This is a genomic window from Flavobacterium sp. B167r, from assembly GCF_056824315.1.
Genome location: NZ_CP124859.1, coordinates 3,253,996 through 3,271,207 on the forward strand (window position 1 = coordinate 3,253,996; position 17,212 = coordinate 3,271,207).

At 33.6% G+C, this 17,212-nt stretch carries 18 protein-coding genes; 13 read left to right on the plus strand and 5 right to left on the minus strand.

Translation table 11 applies throughout. From position 1 onward, the window contains the following. The first annotated feature begins 70 nt into the window (after positions 1–70). On the plus strand, positions 71–718 hold the full coding sequence (locus QLQ96_RS14585; RefSeq protein ID WP_379695063.1) for a DUF1349 domain-containing protein: 648 nt from the start codon (positions 71–73) through the stop codon (positions 716–718). A gap of 71 nt (positions 719–789) precedes the next feature. Next, the gene (locus tag QLQ96_RS14590; protein ID WP_482491336.1) at positions 790–1,917 is read left to right on the plus strand and encodes an acyltransferase family protein; all 1,128 of its coding nucleotides are present in this window, start codon (positions 790–792) and stop codon (positions 1,915–1,917) included. 141 nt (positions 1,918–2,058) lie between these two features. Here QLQ96_RS14590 and QLQ96_RS14595 read toward each other — a convergent pair whose 3' ends face one another. Next, positions 2,059–3,165: an NADH:flavin oxidoreductase gene (locus QLQ96_RS14595; protein ID WP_482491337.1), complete on the minus strand. Its 1,107-nt coding sequence runs from the start codon at positions 3,163–3,165 to the stop codon at positions 2,059–2,061. A 7-nt stretch (positions 3,166–3,172) separates the two neighbouring features. Beyond that, positions 3,173–3,475 (minus strand): ArsR/SmtB family transcription factor, encoded by a 303-nt coding sequence (locus QLQ96_RS14600; protein ID WP_482491338.1) that lies wholly within the window; start codon positions 3,473–3,475, stop codon positions 3,173–3,175. Positions 3,476–3,684: 209 nt separating this feature from the next. On the opposite strand from QLQ96_RS14600, the gene QLQ96_RS14605 reads away from it, so the two are divergent. Then, complete coding sequence (locus QLQ96_RS14605; protein ID WP_482491339.1) at positions 3,685–4,176, plus strand: TlpA family protein disulfide reductase; 492 nt, start codon at positions 3,685–3,687, stop codon at positions 4,174–4,176. Between the two features lie 79 nt (positions 4,177–4,255). Here QLQ96_RS14605 and QLQ96_RS14610 read toward each other — a convergent pair whose 3' ends face one another. After that, positions 4,256–4,636, minus strand: a complete 381-nt coding sequence (locus tag QLQ96_RS14610; RefSeq protein WP_482491340.1) for a hypothetical protein — start codon at positions 4,634–4,636, stop codon at positions 4,256–4,258. Positions 4,637–4,848: 212 nt separating this feature from the next. Between QLQ96_RS14610 and galA the strand changes: the two genes are divergently transcribed. The 5 genes from galA (at position 4,849) to QLQ96_RS14635 (ending at position 12,030) form a co-directional block, all read left to right on the plus strand. Then, positions 4,849–7,671, plus strand: a complete 2,823-nt coding sequence (gene galA / locus QLQ96_RS14615; protein WP_482491341.1) for a beta-galactosidase GalA — start codon at positions 4,849–4,851, stop codon at positions 7,669–7,671. Between the two features lie 369 nt (positions 7,672–8,040). Continuing rightward, the gene (locus tag QLQ96_RS14620) at positions 8,041–8,910 is read left to right on the plus strand and encodes a helix-turn-helix domain-containing protein (RefSeq protein ID WP_482491342.1); all 870 of its coding nucleotides are present in this window, start codon (positions 8,041–8,043) and stop codon (positions 8,908–8,910) included. Between the two features lie 305 nt (positions 8,911–9,215). Beyond that, positions 9,216–9,614 (plus strand): cupin domain-containing protein, encoded by a 399-nt coding sequence (locus QLQ96_RS14625; RefSeq protein ID WP_379695047.1) that lies wholly within the window; start codon positions 9,216–9,218, stop codon positions 9,612–9,614. Positions 9,615–9,841: 227 nt separating this feature from the next. Then, positions 9,842–10,894 (plus strand): NAD(P)-dependent alcohol dehydrogenase, encoded by a 1,053-nt coding sequence (locus QLQ96_RS14630; protein ID WP_482491343.1) that lies wholly within the window; start codon positions 9,842–9,844, stop codon positions 10,892–10,894. Positions 10,895–11,046: 152 nt separating this feature from the next. Beyond that, a complete protein-coding gene (locus QLQ96_RS14635) occupies positions 11,047–12,030 on the plus strand; it encodes an aldo/keto reductase (protein ID WP_482491344.1) in 984 nt (327 codons plus the stop codon). A gap of 297 nt (positions 12,031–12,327) precedes the next feature. Here QLQ96_RS14635 and QLQ96_RS14640 read toward each other — a convergent pair whose 3' ends face one another. Then, the gene (locus QLQ96_RS14640; protein WP_482491345.1) at positions 12,328–12,915 is read right to left on the minus strand and encodes a DUF4142 domain-containing protein; all 588 of its coding nucleotides are present in this window, start codon (positions 12,913–12,915) and stop codon (positions 12,328–12,330) included. A 155-nt stretch (positions 12,916–13,070) separates the two neighbouring features. Between QLQ96_RS14640 and QLQ96_RS14645 the strand changes: the two genes are divergently transcribed. The 5 genes from QLQ96_RS14645 (at position 13,071) to QLQ96_RS14665 (ending at position 16,517) form a co-directional block, all read left to right on the plus strand. Next, entirely contained in the window at positions 13,071–13,940 is an 870-nt protein-coding gene (locus QLQ96_RS14645) for an XAC2610-related protein (protein ID WP_482491346.1), read from the plus strand. Between the two features lie 213 nt (positions 13,941–14,153). Further along, the gene (locus QLQ96_RS14650; protein ID WP_482491347.1) at positions 14,154–14,393 is read left to right on the plus strand and encodes a DUF7218 family protein; all 240 of its coding nucleotides are present in this window, start codon (positions 14,154–14,156) and stop codon (positions 14,391–14,393) included. 42 nt (positions 14,394–14,435) lie between these two features. Then, positions 14,436–15,530, plus strand: coding sequence for a DNA topoisomerase IB (locus QLQ96_RS14655; protein ID WP_482491348.1), 1,095 nt, complete (start codon positions 14,436–14,438; stop codon positions 15,528–15,530). Between the two features lie 84 nt (positions 15,531–15,614). Beyond that, entirely contained in the window at positions 15,615–15,776 is a 162-nt protein-coding gene (locus QLQ96_RS14660) for a DUF1328 domain-containing protein (RefSeq protein WP_012026284.1), read from the plus strand. 93 nt (positions 15,777–15,869) lie between these two features. Further along, on the plus strand, positions 15,870–16,517 hold the full coding sequence (locus tag QLQ96_RS14665) for a DUF5661 family protein (RefSeq protein ID WP_482491349.1): 648 nt from the start codon (positions 15,870–15,872) through the stop codon (positions 16,515–16,517). Positions 16,518–16,587: 70 nt separating this feature from the next. On the opposite strand, the gene QLQ96_RS14670 is transcribed toward QLQ96_RS14665, so the two are convergent. Next, positions 16,588–17,109, minus strand: coding sequence for a hypothetical protein (locus QLQ96_RS14670; protein WP_482491350.1), 522 nt, complete (start codon positions 17,107–17,109; stop codon positions 16,588–16,590). Positions 17,110–17,212: the final 103 nt, after the last annotated feature.

The following is a 17,212-nucleotide window of genomic DNA, read 5'->3' on the forward strand; positions in this document are numbered from 1 at the left end:
ATTTGCAGCTTTGCTTTATATGTAAAATGTTAGATGTTTAAAGTTTTGACATCTATTAAAAATATATTTTATGAAACGAATAGTATTATTTGGAACTTTATTTCTTTTATTTCAAAATCTTTCAGCACAAAGCTTGAATAAAATGCAATGGTTTAATGAACCTGAAAAATGGGAAATTAAAAACAATGCATTAATTATGAATGTTACTGCAAACAGCGATTACTGGAGAATTTCGCACTACGGATTCACAGTTGACGACGCGCCTTTTTACTACGCCAATTATGGTGGAGAATTCGAAGCAAAAGTAAAATTAACTGGAAACTACATCGCGCGTTTTGATCAAATGGGATTAATGATCCGCATTGATGAGAAAAATTACATCAAAACAGGAGTAGAGTTTGTTGATGGAAAATTTAATGTTAGCACCGTTGTAACACACGATAAAAGTGATTGGAGCGTAACAACTCTAGATAAAGTACCTCCTTTTATTTGGATTAAAGCCGTTCGACGATTAGATGCCGTTGAAATATTCTATTCATTTGACGATAAAAACTACATCATGACTAGAAATGCGCCTTTGCAAGATAATACGCCAGTTATGGTTGGTTTAATGGCTGCTTCTCCAGATGGAAAAGGATTTGAGGCGAAATTCGAAAACTTTACCGTAAAACATCTTCCAGACCAAAGAAGAGCAGAATGGCTGAAGAATCACCAATAGATTAAATTTCAATTTTTAATCTAGAGGTTTCGGGATCAAATTCAAACTATCAACAATAAACTATCAACCGAATGAATATTAAACCAAAAAAACATTACGAAATTCTGGACGGACTGCGTGGAGTTGCCGCTATTTTAGTAGTTGCTTTTCATATTTTTGAAGCTTTCGCAGGCGGAAATCGTTTTGTGCAAATTATAAACCACGGATATCTTGCTGTTGATTTCTTTTTCCTTTTATCTGGATTCGTTGTCGCTTATGCGTATGACTATCGCTGGGGAAAAATGACGCAATGGGAATTTTACAAACGTCGATTAATCCGTTTACAGCCAATGGTAATCATGGGAATGATAATCGGGGCAATATTTTATTATTTTCAAGCTTCAGATATTTTATTTCCAATGATTGGAGGAATGGAAGTTTGGAAAGTTATTTTAACCATGGTAATAGGATTTACATTATTGCCAATCCCGCCTTCGTTAGAAATTAGAGGTTGGGGAGAAATGCATCCTTTAAATGGTCCGGCATGGACACTTTTTTTCGAATATATTGCAAATATCTTGTACGCCTTAATCTTCCGTAAATTTTCGAATAAAGTAATGTCAGTTTTTGTATTGATATTTGCCGGACTGTTAATCAATTATACTGTTTTTGGACCAAAAGGTGATGTAATCGGCGGATGGTCATTGAATTTGGAACAAATGAATGTGGGTTTCACTCGTTTATTGTATCCGTTTTTTGCAGGAGTTCTATTGTGCCGTTTAGGAAAATTAATCCATGTAAAAAATGCTTTTTGGATTTGCAGTATTTTAATCACGATTGTTTTAGCATTGCCAAGATTTGGAGATGAAAATAGTCTTTGGATGAATGGTATTTACGAATCAGTTTGTATTATTTTGATTTTTCCATTAATTGTTGCGATAGGAGCAGGAGGAGAAATTAAAAACGATTTATCGCTTAAGATTTGCAAAGCTTTAGGTGATATTTCATATCCAATTTACATTACGCATTATCCTTTAATTTATTGGTTTACAGCATGGGTTGTAGATAATAAAGTAACTATGGAAAAAGGATATTTGGAAGGAATTGGAGTTCTAATTGTAAGCATAATATTGGCTTTTGTATGTTTGAAATTATACGATGAACCAGTTAGAAATTGGCTTGTAAAGAAGTTTCAAAATAAAAAGACAGCAACAGTATAAAGATTTTTTTAGAGTTTGTAATTTTTGTTAGTTACAAATGTAGAAAGGGATAAACGATTAAGTTTATCCCTTTCTTATTTTAAGAATTTTCGATATCAAAGAAAAAACTTAGAATCTCAGTGTCTTAGCATCTTAAAAAAATTATTCTAAAACCAATTGTGATAAAGCTTCTTTACTGAAACCTTTCAACTCATCTGTTTTTCCAGCTTTGATTTTAGCAACCCAATTTGGATCTGATAAAAGAGGTCTTCCAACAGCAACCAGATCAAAATCGCCTCTGTCGAAACGTCTGTTTAATTCTTCTAAAGAAGTTGGTTCAGAACTTTCTCCTGCAAATGCACCAAAGAAATCACCAGAAAGCCCAACAGAACCTACAGTAATTGTTGGTGCTCCAGTTACTTTTTTAGCCCATCCTGCAAAGTTTAAATCAGAATCTTCAAATTCTGGTTCCCAGAAACGACGTTGTGAAGCGTGAATAATATCAACACCAGCATCAACAAGAGGAGTAAGCCAAGCTTCCAATTCTTGTGGGTTTTTAGCCAATTTATAATTATAATCAGAAGGTTTAAATTGAGAAAAACGCATGATAACTGCGAAATCATTTCCAACTTGTTTTCTAACTTCTTTTATCACTTCAATTGCAAAACGGTTACGTTCAGGAAGAGTTTTTCCTCCGTAAATATCTTCACGTAAATTCGTTTCAGCTCTAAAGAATTGGTCAATTAAATAACCGTGCGCACCGTGAATTTCGATAGTATCAAAACCTAATCTTTTAGCATCGGCAGCAGCTTTTCCAAAAGCAAGGATAGTTTCTTCAATATCTTTTTCAGACATGGCAACACCATTTCTAAAATCAGGACGGTTTAATCCAGACGGCCCTTCAAAAGGAACTGGCGGAACCCATCCAGAATGGTGGTTGTCCATAATTCCCATATGCCAGATTTGCGGTCCCATTTTTCCGCCTGCAGCATGAACTTCGTCGATCACTTTTTTCCATCCGTTTAAAGCTAAATCGCCATGAAAGTGAGGAACATTTGCATCATTAGAAGAAGATTTTCTTTCGATAACAGTTCCTTCAGATAAAATTAATCCAACTTCACCTTCAGCTCTTTTTTGGTAATAAGCTGCGACTTCATCAGTTGGGACTCCATTAGGAGAAAAAGAGCGCGTCATTGGCGCCATTACGATTCGGTTTTTAAGATTTAACGACTTTAAGTTAAATTCAGAAAACAGGTTGTTTGTACTCATAGTAATTTTACAAATTAGATTGAATTAATTTACTGAGTGCTTCAAAGGCACCTTCGTTACGTTTATAATAAGTCCATTGTCCAACACGTTTGGCTTCGATAAAACCGGCGCGCTGTAAAATAGACAGGTATTCGGATACTGTGGATTGTGTTAAACCAGCTTTAGCTTGAATCTGTCCAACACAGACACCATGCTCAAATCCGGCATGTTCAAGCTGTCCAGGAAAGTTAATTTCGGGTTCTTTTAGCCATACCAGCATTTGCAATCTGGATTTATTGGATAATGCTTTAAAAATTTCGATCGTTTCCATGGCACAAATATATCGACTTTTCCCGATATACCAATTAAGGAAATAAGATTTAGGATAAATTTATGATAGGATTGGAGAAAGTTTTTATTAAGCTTAGGGATTTTGTCAAAGAAAAATTATATTTGTTTTTAGAAAAATCTCGTAATCGTGATAGCTGTCAGAATTGCGAGAAACTAAAACAGCCCCATATTTATTAAATAAACTTAATCATGAAAAAAACTTTACTTATCGTAGCATTCTTATGTTGCGTAATTACCAGTTCTAAAGCACAAGTTGTAGGTGTCGATGTTGGAGATATTGCTCCAGAAATTGATCTTCCAAATGCAAGAGGAGAAAAAATAGCATTATCTTCTTTAAGAGGTACTTGGGTTTTAGTTGACTTTTGGGCTTCTTGGTGCGCGCCTTGCATTAGTGAGCAACCTTTATTGATAAAATTACACAATCAATATGCTGGTTACTTATCTATTTATGGTGTTTCTATGGATACGAAAAAGCCATTATGGACGGGAGCAATCGCAAAAGCAAAATTGCCTTGGACAAACGTTAGTGATTTAAAATATTGGCAATCTCCGGTAGTTGGCGATTATATGTTGCAAGCTGTTCCATTAAACTTTTTAATTGATAAAAACGGAATTATTGTAGCAAAAAATATCCACGGACAGGCTTTAGAAGATAAAATAAAAACCTTGTTTGTAGAGTAATTGATTTAAGAGAAATGAACTTTACGTCTTAAAAATAAAAAAGCCTAATCGTAATGATTAGGCTTTTTTTAATTCTGTTTTAAGACTCTTTGATAACTTTCTTTACACCTCCAAAACTCGTTTTCAGCATTTCTCTAATCTGAAACTGCGTTTTGTTTCCCGATGCGCTTTTCCAATCTTTGAGATCATAAATATGAATTTGATCTGCGTAAGGATTTGTTAAAAATGAAATTCGTGAAATCGTATATTTATAGTATTTCAGTTCGTGCGAAACATGTCGATTTGGAACAACAATTAAAATGTTTTCCCAATTCAAAAAGTCTTTCGGAACATCTTTTCTTTCTAATAATCCTAAAGATTCAAAAAAAGCAGTAATCTTCTGATCATTAAGTTTGTTAATCTTATGATCGAGGCTTTTAAAAGTACTTTGGAGCCTATTTTCGTTACTAATAGTACTCATAATATAATAGCTTTTTATGATTTTAAATATAAAATTACATCAAAAGAAAATCATTTTTCAATCTGAAGTCATTAGATTCATTCTAAATTTTAAAACCTGCTTTAGAAGTATTTGATATGAATGAGTTATCATGTTTTGATAAAATACTATTAATCTTTTTTCTCTAAAAGCTTTATTTTTATAACTATTTGATTTTACTAACAACCAAACCTATGAAAACCACTTTTTTACTGAGAACAATTCTTTATGTTTTAATTCTATTTTCGATTCCTCTTTGTGCGCAAAACAAATCGGGTAGAGAGCTTATTTTAATTGATAAAGATTGGCGATTTTCACTCGGACATTTATACGATACTAAAAAAGATTTCGGACATGTCGAAGGATATTTTTCCTATTTAACCAAAACGGGATTTGGCGATGGGCCAGCCGCAAAAGACTTTGACGATCGTGCTTGGAGAAAATTAGATTTGCCACACGATTGGGCAGTCGAACAGCCTTTTAGCGAAAGCGCAAGCTTCAGCCACGGATTTAAAGCAGCAGGAAAAAATTATCCTGAGAAAAGTATTGGCTGGTACAGAAAGAAAATTACAATTCCGAATGAGGATTTAGGAAAAATTATTTCTTTAAAATTTGATGGCGTTTTTAGAAATTCAAAAGTTTTTTTTAACGGATTTTATTTAGGAACTGAAGAAAGCGGTTATAATGGTTTTGAATATGATGTGTCGGCTTACGTTAATTATGGCGGAGAAAATACAATCGTTGTTCGAGTTGATGCTTCGATGGAAGAAGGATGGTTTTATGAAGGCGCTGGAATTTACAGACACGTTTATTTGCAGAAAACAAATCCGATTCACGTAGTTCAAAATGGAACTTATGTCACTTCTGAACTCGTAGGAAATGATGCCGCAGTTACGGCAGATGTAAAGATCAAAAATAATGGAAAATTTAAAGGTTCGATTGAAGTTGTGCAAACCATTTTAGACAATAAAAATAAGCAAGTTGCGATTTCGTCTGAAAATGTGTTGGCTCCGGAATTTTATCAAACCATAAATTTTAGTTCAAAATTACGAGTAGAAAATCCGCTTTTGTGGGATCTTGATTCGCCAAATTTGTATCAATTAATTACAGAAATAAAAAGTGAAGGAAAAGTAATTGATAGTTATAAAACTTCTTTCGGAATCAGGACGATTGAATTTAATCCTGAACAAGGTTTTTTTCTTAACGGAAAACATGTAAAATTAAAAGGAACAAATAACCACCAAGATCACGCAGGAATTGGAACAGCGCTTCCAGATGAAATTCAGTATTACAGAATTGCAAAACTGAAAGAAATGGGATCTAATGCGTATCGTTGTTCGCATCATCCGCCAACGCCAGAATTATTGGAAGCTTGCGATAAATTAGGAATGTTGGTTATTGATGAAACCCGTTTAATGGGAATTAATGATTATCATTTGAATGATTTGCAGCGAATGATCGAGCGCGACCGCAATTATCCGTGTATTTTCTGCTGGTCGGTTGGAAATGAAGAATGGCAAATTGAAGGCGGAATTACTGGTGAAAGAATTACTAATATCATGCAGGATTTCAGCAAAAGTATTGATCCGACAAGACCCGTAACAGTAGGAATTAGTAGTGGATTTAAAAGCGGAATTTCTAATGTAGTCGAAATTATGGGCTATAATTATTTAGGAAACGGAGATATTGACGCACACAGAAATCAGTTTAAACAGCAGCCAGGAATGGGAACCGAAGAAGGTTCGACTTTTGCAACACGCGGAATTTATTTTACAGATGACGCCAAACATTATCAAAGTGCTTATGATAAAAAGCCTCGACCAACTTTTTATAGTATAGAAGAAGGCTGGAAATTTTATGCTGAAAGACCTTATTTGGCAGGAATGTTTATCTGGACAGGTTTTGATTATCGTGGCGAACCAACGCCTTACGGTTGGCCGTCTGTAACTTCTTATTTCGGAATGATGGATGTTTGCGGCTTCCCTAAAGACAATGTTTTTTATCTAAAATCTTGGTGGGGAAAAGAACCAGTTTTACATCTATTGCCACATTGGAATTGGAGCGGAATGGAAGGCAAAGAAATTGATGTTTGGGCATATTCAAATTGTGATGAAGTAGAACTTTTTCTCAATAAAAAGAGTTTAGGGAAAAAGAAAATGGAGCAAAACGGACATTTAGAATGGAAAGTAAATTATGCTCCAGGAACTCTGGAAGCTGTTGGATATAAAAATGGTAAAAAGGTTTTGACTGATGTTCAGAAGACTACTGGAAAACCAGAAAACATCAAATTGTCTTTAGATAAAGAAAATGTATTGAAAGGAAATGTTTCCGTTTTAACGGTTGAAACAACAGATAAAAATGGCTTGCATATTCCAATAGCGAACGATGAAATCACCTTTTCTATAAAAGGAGGAAAAATTTTAGGAGTTGGAAATGGAGATCCAACTTCATTAGAAAGCGATCAGTTTATTGATGGCATAATATTAGTTGCTATAAATAATTTTAAGGAACAGAAAAGTATAAATGCGACTTTACCACAACAACTACCTGATTTTTCAGAGAATGAATGGACGCAAGCTTTTAAAGACCGTGATTATAAAAAACAAGCGCCATCGTATATTTATAAAGGTGAATTTGATTTGAAAAATAATTCAGCTTCGAATGTGGTGAGTTTCTTTTATAAAAAAATAGGAGTAGAAACAGTCGTTTTTGTAAACGGAAATAAAGTAGAACCAAGTAAAGAAGATTCGCAAAAATATATTTTGAATGCAACTATTTTAAAAGAAGGAAAAAATATAATTCACATTGCCGCAACGCCATTACAAAAAATAAAAGACTGGGATGTTATGAATACAGATCCAGGAATTATTCAAGTCATAACACCAGCAGAATCTTGGAAAAGAAAGCTTTTTAATGGATATGCGCAAATCATTATTAAGAAAGATGAAAATGCGAAAGAAGCTGTTTTGTCTGCTTCCGCGAAAGGATTAAAGAATGGTGTTATTGTAGTAAAGTAGTTTTTTTTAACCGCAAAGAGCGCAAAGAATTACGCAAAGTTCGCAAGTTTTTTTATTGTAAATGAATTGCGTCCAGCTTTAGCTGGATGTGAAATAGATTGTAATAATATCAAGGCTTTAGCCAAACAGTTGTTAGTTTGGCTAAAGCCTTTTTTATGCTTGAATTTTAAACCTCCAGTTAAAACTGGAGGCAATCCAAGAAAAACTTTGTGTCTTAGCGACTTTACGAATATATTTCTTTTAAAAAAGACTTTGCGAACTTTGCGAAAAACCTTAGCGCCCTTTGCGGTTAAACTAACAAACTTTAAACCTGAAACCGAAACAAAAAATTAACAAAAGAATAATGTTTGATTTTCATAACTTTGCAAAATGAATAATCAAACAGAAACTCAGAATTGCGATTTTACTTCAGATTTGAAGATGAAAGGTTTTAAAGTTTATCCTATAAATGGAGATTTCAGTAAAGTTCCCGTCTATAGTCGAAGAGACTTTTATAAAATCTGCATTAACACCAGTAAAAGTGTCATACAATACGCTGACCGCGGAATAGAAACCGACGGAACGATTCTGTTTTTTGGTAATCCGATTATTCCTTATTCTTGGGAAACAATTTCTGAGAAATATGAAGGTTATGCCTGTGTTTTTACGGAAGAGTTTTTTAAAACCAAAGACCGATCAGAAACACTTCAGGAATCACCTTTGTTCAAAATAGGAGGAACGCCAATTTTTACGTTAACTCCTGAACAAAAAGTGTTTATCGATTCATTATTCCGGAAAATGATTGAAGAATATGAAACCGATTATGCATTCAAAGACGATTTAATGCGGAGTTATGTCAATTTGATTATTCATGAATCAATGAAAATGCAGCCTTCAGAGAACTTCTTCAAACATAAAAATGCTTCTTCGAGAATCACTGCTTTGTTTTTAGAATTATTAGAAAGACAATTCCCAATAGAGACTAAAAATCAGCCTTTAGCTTTAAAAACACCTCAGGATTACGCCCAGAGTCTTTCTGTACACGTAAATCATTTAAACCGTTCTGTAAAAGAAATTACAGGAAGACCAACTACGGCACACATTACCGATAGAGTCATCAACGAAGCAAAAGCTTTATTGCAGCACACTGATTGGAGCATTTCTGATATTGGTTACTCGCTAGGATTTGAATATCCAAGTTATTTCAATAATTACTTCAAAAGACTTACAGGAACGATTCCAAAATCACTTCGAATGTAAATTGTTTCAATTTCTTAATTTTTTGTTTGAATATTGTTATTTCGGCATTGTAGTATTGTTCTACATTTGCCCTGAAATAAACAACGAATCTTTGTATCAGTTTTTAAATGACTAAATAATACTTCACAAAAGCGATGTCCAGCTTTACTATTTAGTTTTAAAATTTTTGATAGTAGAAAAATATAAATTTTTAAAGTATTGCTAAAAATCAAAATCTCCTTCTGCAAAGAGATTCGCTGTACTGATTATTTCACTGAAATAATAACAACTTTAAAATTAATTATTAACCTAAAAACAACGAAATTATGTCGACACATTTCACTGCTGTAATCGAAGAAGGTAAAATTCCAAATACTTATATGACAGGCGAAGTGTCATATAAAAAGCAGACAAGCGAAATTCATCCCGAAAATACTGTCATTAAAGATATTTCTTTTGAACCTGGAGCAAGAAGTAACTGGCACAGTAACGCAAGTCTGCAATTAATCATTGTAACCGATGGAGTTGGATATTACCAAGAACGAGGCGGGCAAATTAATCTTATCGAAAAAGGAAAAGTAATCACAGTTTTACCAGGTGTAGAGCATTGGTACGGAGCAACTCCGAAAACCAGATATTCTCACATCACCATTGTCACAGAAGTAGACAAAGGTTCTGGAACATGGTTGGACAGTGTTACTGATGAGGAATATTATTCTTTTTAAGACGCAAAGATTCTGAGATTCTAAGATTTTATCCCAAAAATTATTGGGCAGAGTCTTTTAAGCAGATTTTACGGATTTATAATAGTTTTATTTTTTGATTAGATTAAAATAATCGAAATTTATATAACTATTTGTAAATCAGTATAAATTAGCTAGATCTCTATTGCAATTTCCTAACGGTTTTAGCCTGAAACTTGAAACAAAAAACAATAACAATAAATAAAATTATGGAAACAAAAAGTATTAAAGCTTTTGGTACAGAAGCTGCCGAATCGCCATTAAAAACCTTAGATATTACAAGAAGAGCAGTACAAGCACATGACGTTGAAATTGAGATTTTGTATTGCGGAATATGTCACTCAGATTTGCACTCTGCTAGAAATGAATGGCATGGCACTATTTATCCGATTGTTCCTGGCCACGAGATTGTAGGGCGTGTGACTAAAGTTGGAGATCATGTAAAAGGCTTCAAAGTTGGTCAGCTAGCAGGAGTTGGCTGTATGGTAGATTCTTGTAGAGAATGTGAGCATTGCAAGGAAGGTTTGGAACAATTTTGTGATCCAGGAAATACATTAACTTTCAATTCTCCTGATGTTCATTTGGGTGGGCAGACTTTTGGGGGGTACTCACAAAGTATTGTCGTTGATGAAAACTATGTACTGCATATTTCAGACAAATTAGATCTTGCTGCTGTTGCTCCTTTATTATGCGCAGGAATTACAACTTATTCTCCTTTAAAACATTGGAAAGTTGGTCCTGGTCAAAAAGTAGGTGTAGTTGGTATCGGAGGATTAGGGCACATGGGAATCAAATTAGCGAAAGCGATGGGAGCACATGTAGTAGTTTTTACTACTTCAGAATCTAAATTCGAAGACGCAAAACGTCTTGGAGCTGATGAAGTTGTTTTATCGAAAGATCCAGAACAAATGGCAAAATATGCTAAAAGCTTAAATTTTATTTTGGACTGCGTTTCGGCTGAGCATAATATCGATTCGTATTTAAATTTATTAAAAGTAGACGGAACATTAGCATTAGTTGGAGCTCCAATGGATCCGCTTCCTGTTACTTCTTTTAGTCTTTTAATGGGAAGAAGAAGTTTCTCAGGTTCGAATATTGGTGGAATCGCAGAAACTCAAGAAATGCTTGATTTCTGTGCAGAACACAACATCACAGCAGATGTAGAAGTAATCGGCGTTAACGATGTAAACGATGCCTACGAAAGATTATTAAAAGGAGAGATCAAATATCGTTTTGTAATTGATATGGCTTCGCTTAAATAAGATGCTAAGATGCTAAGGTTCTAAGACTCTAAGTTTTTTCTTTTGCGCTTAGAATCTTAGCATATTTACTAAATAATAAATAAGAAGATTTAACTAAAAGGATTAAAAACTTAGAATCTTAGCATCTCAGAACCTTAGAAACTTTAAAAAATATGCAAACACGTAAACTAGGAAATAGCGGCTTAGAAGTCTCATCATTAGGACTTGGCTGCATGGGAATGAGTTTTGGTTATGGACCAGCTCATGACAAAAATGAAATGATAAGTTTGTTACGTTCGGCTTACGAAAAAGGAATTACCTTTTTTGATACAGCAGAATGTTACGGGCCATTTTTGAATGAAGAGTTATTAGGAGAGGCATTATCGCCTTTTCGCGATAAAGTTGTAATTGCAACAAAATTCGGATTTTTGGAAGGCGATTCTAAAAAAGGATTAGACAGCCGTCCAGAATGGATTAGAAAAAGCGTTGAAGGTTCGTTAAAAAGATTAAATACAGATGTAATCGATTTGTATTATCAGCATCGTGTTGATCCGAATGTACCTATGGAAGACGTTGCAGGAACTATAAAAGACTTGATTCAAGAAGGAAAAGTAAAACATTTTGGACTTTCAGAAGCTGGTATAGAAAGCATACGACGTGCGCACGCAGTTCAGCCTGTTACTGCGCTTCAGAGTGAATATTCACTTTGGTGGAGAACTCCAGAAGAAGAAATTTTTCCAGTTTTAGAAGAATTAGGAATTGGTTTTGTGCCTTTTAGTCCGTTGGGAAGAGGTTTTCTAACAGCTAAAATTGATGAAAACACACAATTTGATAGTACTGATTTTAGAAATACTTTGCCTCGTTTTACGCCACAAGCCAGAAAAGTAAATCAAGCTTTAGTAGATTTATTATCAAAAATTGCTGCCGATAAAGGTGCAACAAACGCACAAGTTGCACTTGCTTGGATTTTGGCTCAAAAACCTTGGATTGCACCAATTCCAGGAACCACAAAACTGCATCGTTTAGAAGAAAACCTTGGCGCAGTAGAGTTAAAACTTTCAGTACAAGATCTTTCAGAAATCGAAAACGCAGCTTCAAAAATAACAATTGAAGGATCAAGATATCCAGAGCACTTGCAGAAGCAAGCGGGAAAATGATTTTAAGATGCTAAGATTCTAAGGTGCTAAGTTTTTGCTTTGCCGCTTAGAATCTTGGCTATATTTATTAAAACATGGCAAGAGATTAAGATTTAAAGGCACTTAAAAAAGCTTAGTATCTCAGAATCTTAGAACCTTAGCATCTTAAAAAAAGAAAACCCCTCAAGCAATTCAACTCTTGAGGGGTAATTTAGCAAAGATTTGAGGTTCTTAGATACTCAATAGAATCTTAGAATCTCAGTCCCGAAACTTCGGGATTGCATCTCAAAAAATAAATAATAACCAATTAAATTTATTTTACTTTTTGTCTAGGTTTTGTTTTAGCAATTTAGCGTGTTCTAAATGTGCTGTTAAACCTGCAATATTGTTAGAAGCCCAAGTTTTTACCTCTTGGTCATGTGCGTCTTCGGAAGCTTTTTGTAGTTTCTTGATTGCTTTTTCGTGACCGTCAATCATCATATCAGCGAATTTTTTATCGAAATCAACACCTGATTTTTCGTTCAATTTATTGTATTCCTCTTGACCTTCTTCAGTTAAAGAAGTTGGCAGAGTAAAGTTTTTCGCTTTTGCTAAAGCACTTACTTCAGAAGCCGATTTAGTGTGCTCATCAACAAGCATTTTACCAAATTTTTTCACTTCAGCGTTGGTACTTTTCGTTTGAGCCAGTTTGCCAATTTCGATTTCAGCTAAATTAATTTCGGCTTGATCTACTAAAAATTCAGAATCATCTTCTTTACTGTCGATTGAATCGAATTTTGCTTCGTTCGCATCTTCTGCTACTTCTTTTGGATCTTCCTGTTTTGTTTCGTTTTTACAAGATTGAAGGAATAATATAAGTAGTCCTGCTCCTAAAATGGTTTTTCCGGCTAATAATAACTTTTTCATGATTTTAATAGTTTAATGTTATAATGTAAAATTATTAATAAGCTGTAAGAAAAATTTACAGGATTTTTAAGGATTGTTATAGGATTTGGATGCTTTTTACTTTTAGAAATGTAAATTTGTATATAATTATAGAGTAAAGGAAAAACATTCGATTCATGAAACAAAAAATTACAATCCTATTTCTTTTAGTGACAGCTTTTGTATCAGCCCAAATCAATTATAAAGGTTTTATTGATAAATATCCAATTGAGTTTGTAACCGATATTTATTCAGATGGACAAGGATCTGCAATTTATGCTTATTCTAATTATGATACTCCTATTGTTTTAAATGGCAAGCTTTCGGGCAAAACTTTAGTATTTACAGAAAAAGATAACAGCGGAAAAGAAACTGCAAAATTGAGTTTCGAAAATTACAATGCAGAAAGCGATCAATTAAACGGAACTTGGAAAGATTTAAATTCAGGAAAAGAGCTTGCAATTAATTTGACCAAAGAGTTTGATTTCAATTCTAATAATGGTAAAGAATGGACGGAAAGAGAAATTCTACAGTCCGTTTCTATGAAAGGAAAGTATATTAAATTGGTTATTTCGAAAGATAAAGACGGTTCTTTTGGAGTTTCGGGAATAAAAGTAATCGAAAAAAAGACCGATAAATTAATTCAGAAAATTGACATTGGATCTCCGAATTTGGGATTATTTAATGTGAGTGTTGGAGACTATAATTTTGATGGATTTGAGGAATTTTCTGTTTTTGAATCAAGTTATTCAGGACCGAATACTTCCAGAATATATTTTCTATACAATCCGCAAACCGGAAAATACTTTGAGAGCAGTTTTACTGGCACTTCATTAGAATTCAATAGTAAAACAAAAAGAATAGTTGAACACAATCAATGTTGCGCAGGCAGAAGCATTGAAAGAACCGAATATAAATTAGTCAATAATAAAATGGTTTTAGTAAAAAAGACATGCTTTGAATATGACCAAAAAACACAGGACTATAAGAAGTTTAAATGTGATTAATGAATTAAATAGCAAATCCCAACCCAAAAAGAGTTGGGATTTTTTTTGTAAACATTTCACAATTCACAACTTACATTTTACATTTCCACTTTCAGAATTCCCATCCTATAAATTTGAAAATTCGTACTAAAATTCTATAACAAAACCGTCTTACTTTTTGAGGAACTTTGACTTATAAGATTTTTAGAATTTACTCCTATAAAAAATAAAGCCATGCCAGATCCAAGAATTAAGAATGAAGCGCAATATGAAGCATTGGTAAAAAAAGGATATAGCAAAGAAAAATCAGCACGTATCGCCAACACGCCAAATGCAGGAGAGAAAGGCGGAAAAGCAAAACCGTATGAAGAATGGACAAAAGAAGAACTTCAAAAACAAGCCAGTAAAGTAGGTATAAAAGGAAGATCTTATATGAATAAAAAAGACTTAATTAAGTCTTTGAGAAATAATTAAAGCTTTAAACAAAATCATTTCTGTGATAAAAATTTAAATACCATGAACGCGGCGAGAAAAGAAAATTTAATGAATCAGCTGATTAAAGCGCCACATCTAGTAATTGAAAAACTAGACTTGGAATACATCAATGACAATCAGTTAACAATTGTACGCTGCCGCGAAGGAGAGAATTTCGTTTATAAAAAGAAAGGGAAAGAGGTAAAGAACAAAAACGAAATTAAACGAATTAATAGTTTGGTTCTTCCGCCTGCATGGGAAAATGTTCGCATTGCAGATATTACAAATGGTCATTTACAAGCCGTTGGAACGGATCTTAAAAATAGAAAACAATACCGTTATCATCCAAGATGGAACTTGATTCGAAATCAAACGAAGTTTTATAAAATATTCGAATTTGGAACTAAACTTCCATCGATTAGAAAACAAGTCGATCTTGATTTGGAGCAGAAAGAATGGTCAAAAGAAAAAGTAACGGCTTTGGTAATTCGATTAATGGAAGAAACGCATATTCGAATCGGAAATGAAAAATATGCCAAAGACAACAAATCGTATGGTCTTTCGACTTTAAGAAAACGCCATATCAATATCAATAGAAATTCGCTTCGATTTGAGTTTATTGGCAAAAAAGGGAAACAGCATACCATTACAACCCGAAACAAACAATTGGTGAAATTGGTAAGCCGTTGCGAAGAAATTCCAGGTTACGAAGTTTTTAAATATTACGATAACAACGGCGAAAGAAAAGTTTTAGACAGTCATGCTGTAAATGAATATCTGCACAATATTTCGGGAGAATATTTTAGTGCGAAAGATTTCAGAACGTGGGCTGCATCGATTATTTTCTTTGAAAGTTTAATGGAAATAGGAGTTACTTCAGATGAAAAAGAAATTAAACAGAATGTCATCTCAGCTTTTGATTTAACGGCTGAGGCGCTTGGAAATACTAGAAAAGTCTGTAAAGATTATTACGTTCATCCGCTTTTAATTTCGACTTACGAAGATGGTTCCATTCAAAAATATTTTGATTTGGCTCAGAAAAGCCGAAGCACAAGAAAATATTTTACAAAATCAGAAATAGCGTTTTCGGAATTGATTCAGAATTATGAAATCAATTTAGAAACACCTTGTTCATAAAAGAGTTACTGCATCTCTCCAAAAGCTTAAAAATTTACATACAAACAGAATCAAAAAATCAGTATTAACTAAAAAACTATTATTATGTTACGTTGGACAGTCACTTTTATTATTCTAGCTATAGTGGCGGGAATATTTGGTTTCGGTGGAATCGCTGCTGGAGCCGCTAGTATAGCAAAAATTTTATTCTTTATATTTTTAGTTCTATTCGTTATTTCGTTAATCAGCGGAAGATCGAGAGTATAAGAAGAATAGCAGAATAGAAAACAAATTTAAAACGACACATTCTTTTTGAAAATGTGTCGTTTTGTGGTTTTAATAAATAAAAAAAAACAGGTCATGGGAACACAAAGCGGTGCTTATCAGGATGTTTACATTAAAAGGGAAGACACGATGGTAAGCCTAAAGAATGATGTAACAGATTTTTGTGAAAAATACATAAAACCTGTTCATCCTGAAAATTGGGATTGGTCGGTTCGTGATTTTGAAGATCCTAAAAATGATCCGACAATTGCAGAAGCAAGAGCGATTGCAAATGTTGTTTTTAAAGATTTAAGCGATACTAAACACACAGATGTAGATCTTTCGACGATGAACAATGTTCACGCCATTAAAGCCTATCTGGATCCGAATAGCAAACACGAAGCTTTTAATATGGAAGAATTTGCATTTGCTTTAAAAGTTGAATTGGAACATGGAAGAGTAAAAGATGTGAATGTGACCAATAATCATCCTTTTTTGACCGCTATGATTGCACTCGCTCACATGACAGAAAGTTTGACTTATTATAAAAGGCTAAAAGTGATGGAAGCAGAGGGGGAGATTTATGAAATTGTCCGAAAATTGGAAACATCGCCAGTCGGAAAAGAAAAATGGTATATAGAATTGGGCAAAGCCGAACAAGAACTCAACGAAGCCAGAGCAGGATTAGCAGAACGTTTGGCACGTATGGACGATATTCCAGTATTGGAAATTATTGGAGATTAAGTAGTTAAATTTTTAGACTCAAAAAAACCGTTAAGAAATTAACGGTTTTTTATTTTATGAGAATAAGATATTAAAATCGGCGTGGATCATTTTCTGGATATTCTTCGTCATCGTTATCTTCCTGAACATCGTCTTCGATATATTCATTTTCGTCTTCATCGATATCTTCTTCTACATAATCTTCTTCATCTTCATCATCAATGTCTTCTAGAGCATCTTCAGTTTCGTTAAAGTCATATTCGTCTTCTTTAAGATCTGAAGGATTGTCGAATTCGTCATTTTCTTCAACATAATTATCATCTTCTAATTCTACTTCATAAATATCATTGTTGTTGTCTTCGAGATCTCTATCGCTATGAAAATCGTCATTTAGATCTTCTAAATCATCATCGCTGGCAAAATCTTCCTGATCGGGATTTGGCCTATCCGGATTGTAGCCATTTCTTACCATATAGCCTCTTTCTGCAATTTCACTTTTGTCATTATCAGGTCTTTTAACGTCAGTTTTAAGATCTTGACTCAGGTTTCTGTCGCTTGAGATATGTTCATTCAAATCTCGTTTAATTCTGTCTTTATTATTGATAGTATCCATGACATTTTGTTTTTATGATTAATACTTACAAAGCTAGCAGGAAGATAAAGGAATTACTTATAAGATTATTAAGTGTAATTGTATAATTAACAGATGTTTAGAA

Excerpts from the sequence above, each read along its gene's own strand:
- QLQ96_RS14665 (WP_482491349.1), top strand. The coding sequence starts at position 15,870 with ATGGGAACACAAAGCGGTGCTTATCAGGATGTTTACATTAAAAGGGAA.
- QLQ96_RS14600 (WP_482491338.1), bottom strand. The coding sequence starts at position 3,475 with ATGGAAACGATCGAAATTTTTAAAGCATTATCCAATAAATCCAGATTG.
- QLQ96_RS14670 (WP_482491350.1), bottom strand. The coding sequence starts at position 17,109 with ATGGATACTATCAATAATAAAGACAGAATTAAACGAGATTTGAATGAA.
- QLQ96_RS14605 (WP_482491339.1), top strand. The coding sequence starts at position 3,685 with ATGAAAAAAACTTTACTTATCGTAGCATTCTTATGTTGCGTAATTACC.
- QLQ96_RS14625 (WP_379695047.1), top strand. The coding sequence starts at position 9,216 with ATGTCGACACATTTCACTGCTGTAATCGAAGAAGGTAAAATTCCAAAT.
- QLQ96_RS14645 (WP_482491346.1), top strand. The coding sequence starts at position 13,071 with ATGAAACAAAAAATTACAATCCTATTTCTTTTAGTGACAGCTTTTGTA.
- QLQ96_RS14610 (WP_482491340.1), bottom strand. The coding sequence starts at position 4,636 with ATGAGTACTATTAGTAACGAAAATAGGCTCCAAAGTACTTTTAAAAGC.
- QLQ96_RS14595 (WP_482491337.1), bottom strand. The coding sequence starts at position 3,165 with ATGAGTACAAACAACCTGTTTTCTGAATTTAACTTAAAGTCGTTAAAT.
- QLQ96_RS14660 (WP_012026284.1), top strand. The coding sequence starts at position 15,615 with ATGTTACGTTGGACAGTCACTTTTATTATTCTAGCTATAGTGGCGGGA.
- QLQ96_RS14650 (WP_482491347.1), top strand. The coding sequence starts at position 14,154 with ATGCCAGATCCAAGAATTAAGAATGAAGCGCAATATGAAGCATTGGTA.
- QLQ96_RS14640 (WP_482491345.1), bottom strand. The coding sequence starts at position 12,915 with ATGAAAAAGTTATTATTAGCCGGAAAAACCATTTTAGGAGCAGGACTA.
- QLQ96_RS14635 (WP_482491344.1), top strand. The coding sequence starts at position 11,047 with ATGCAAACACGTAAACTAGGAAATAGCGGCTTAGAAGTCTCATCATTA.
- galA (WP_482491341.1), top strand. The coding sequence starts at position 4,849 with ATGAAAACCACTTTTTTACTGAGAACAATTCTTTATGTTTTAATTCTA.
- QLQ96_RS14655 (WP_482491348.1), top strand. The coding sequence starts at position 14,436 with ATGAACGCGGCGAGAAAAGAAAATTTAATGAATCAGCTGATTAAAGCG.
- QLQ96_RS14620 (WP_482491342.1), top strand. The coding sequence starts at position 8,041 with ATGAATAATCAAACAGAAACTCAGAATTGCGATTTTACTTCAGATTTG.
- QLQ96_RS14630 (WP_482491343.1), top strand. The coding sequence starts at position 9,842 with ATGGAAACAAAAAGTATTAAAGCTTTTGGTACAGAAGCTGCCGAATCG.
- QLQ96_RS14585 (WP_379695063.1), top strand. The coding sequence starts at position 71 with ATGAAACGAATAGTATTATTTGGAACTTTATTTCTTTTATTTCAAAAT.
- QLQ96_RS14590 (WP_482491336.1), top strand. The coding sequence starts at position 790 with ATGAATATTAAACCAAAAAAACATTACGAAATTCTGGACGGACTGCGT.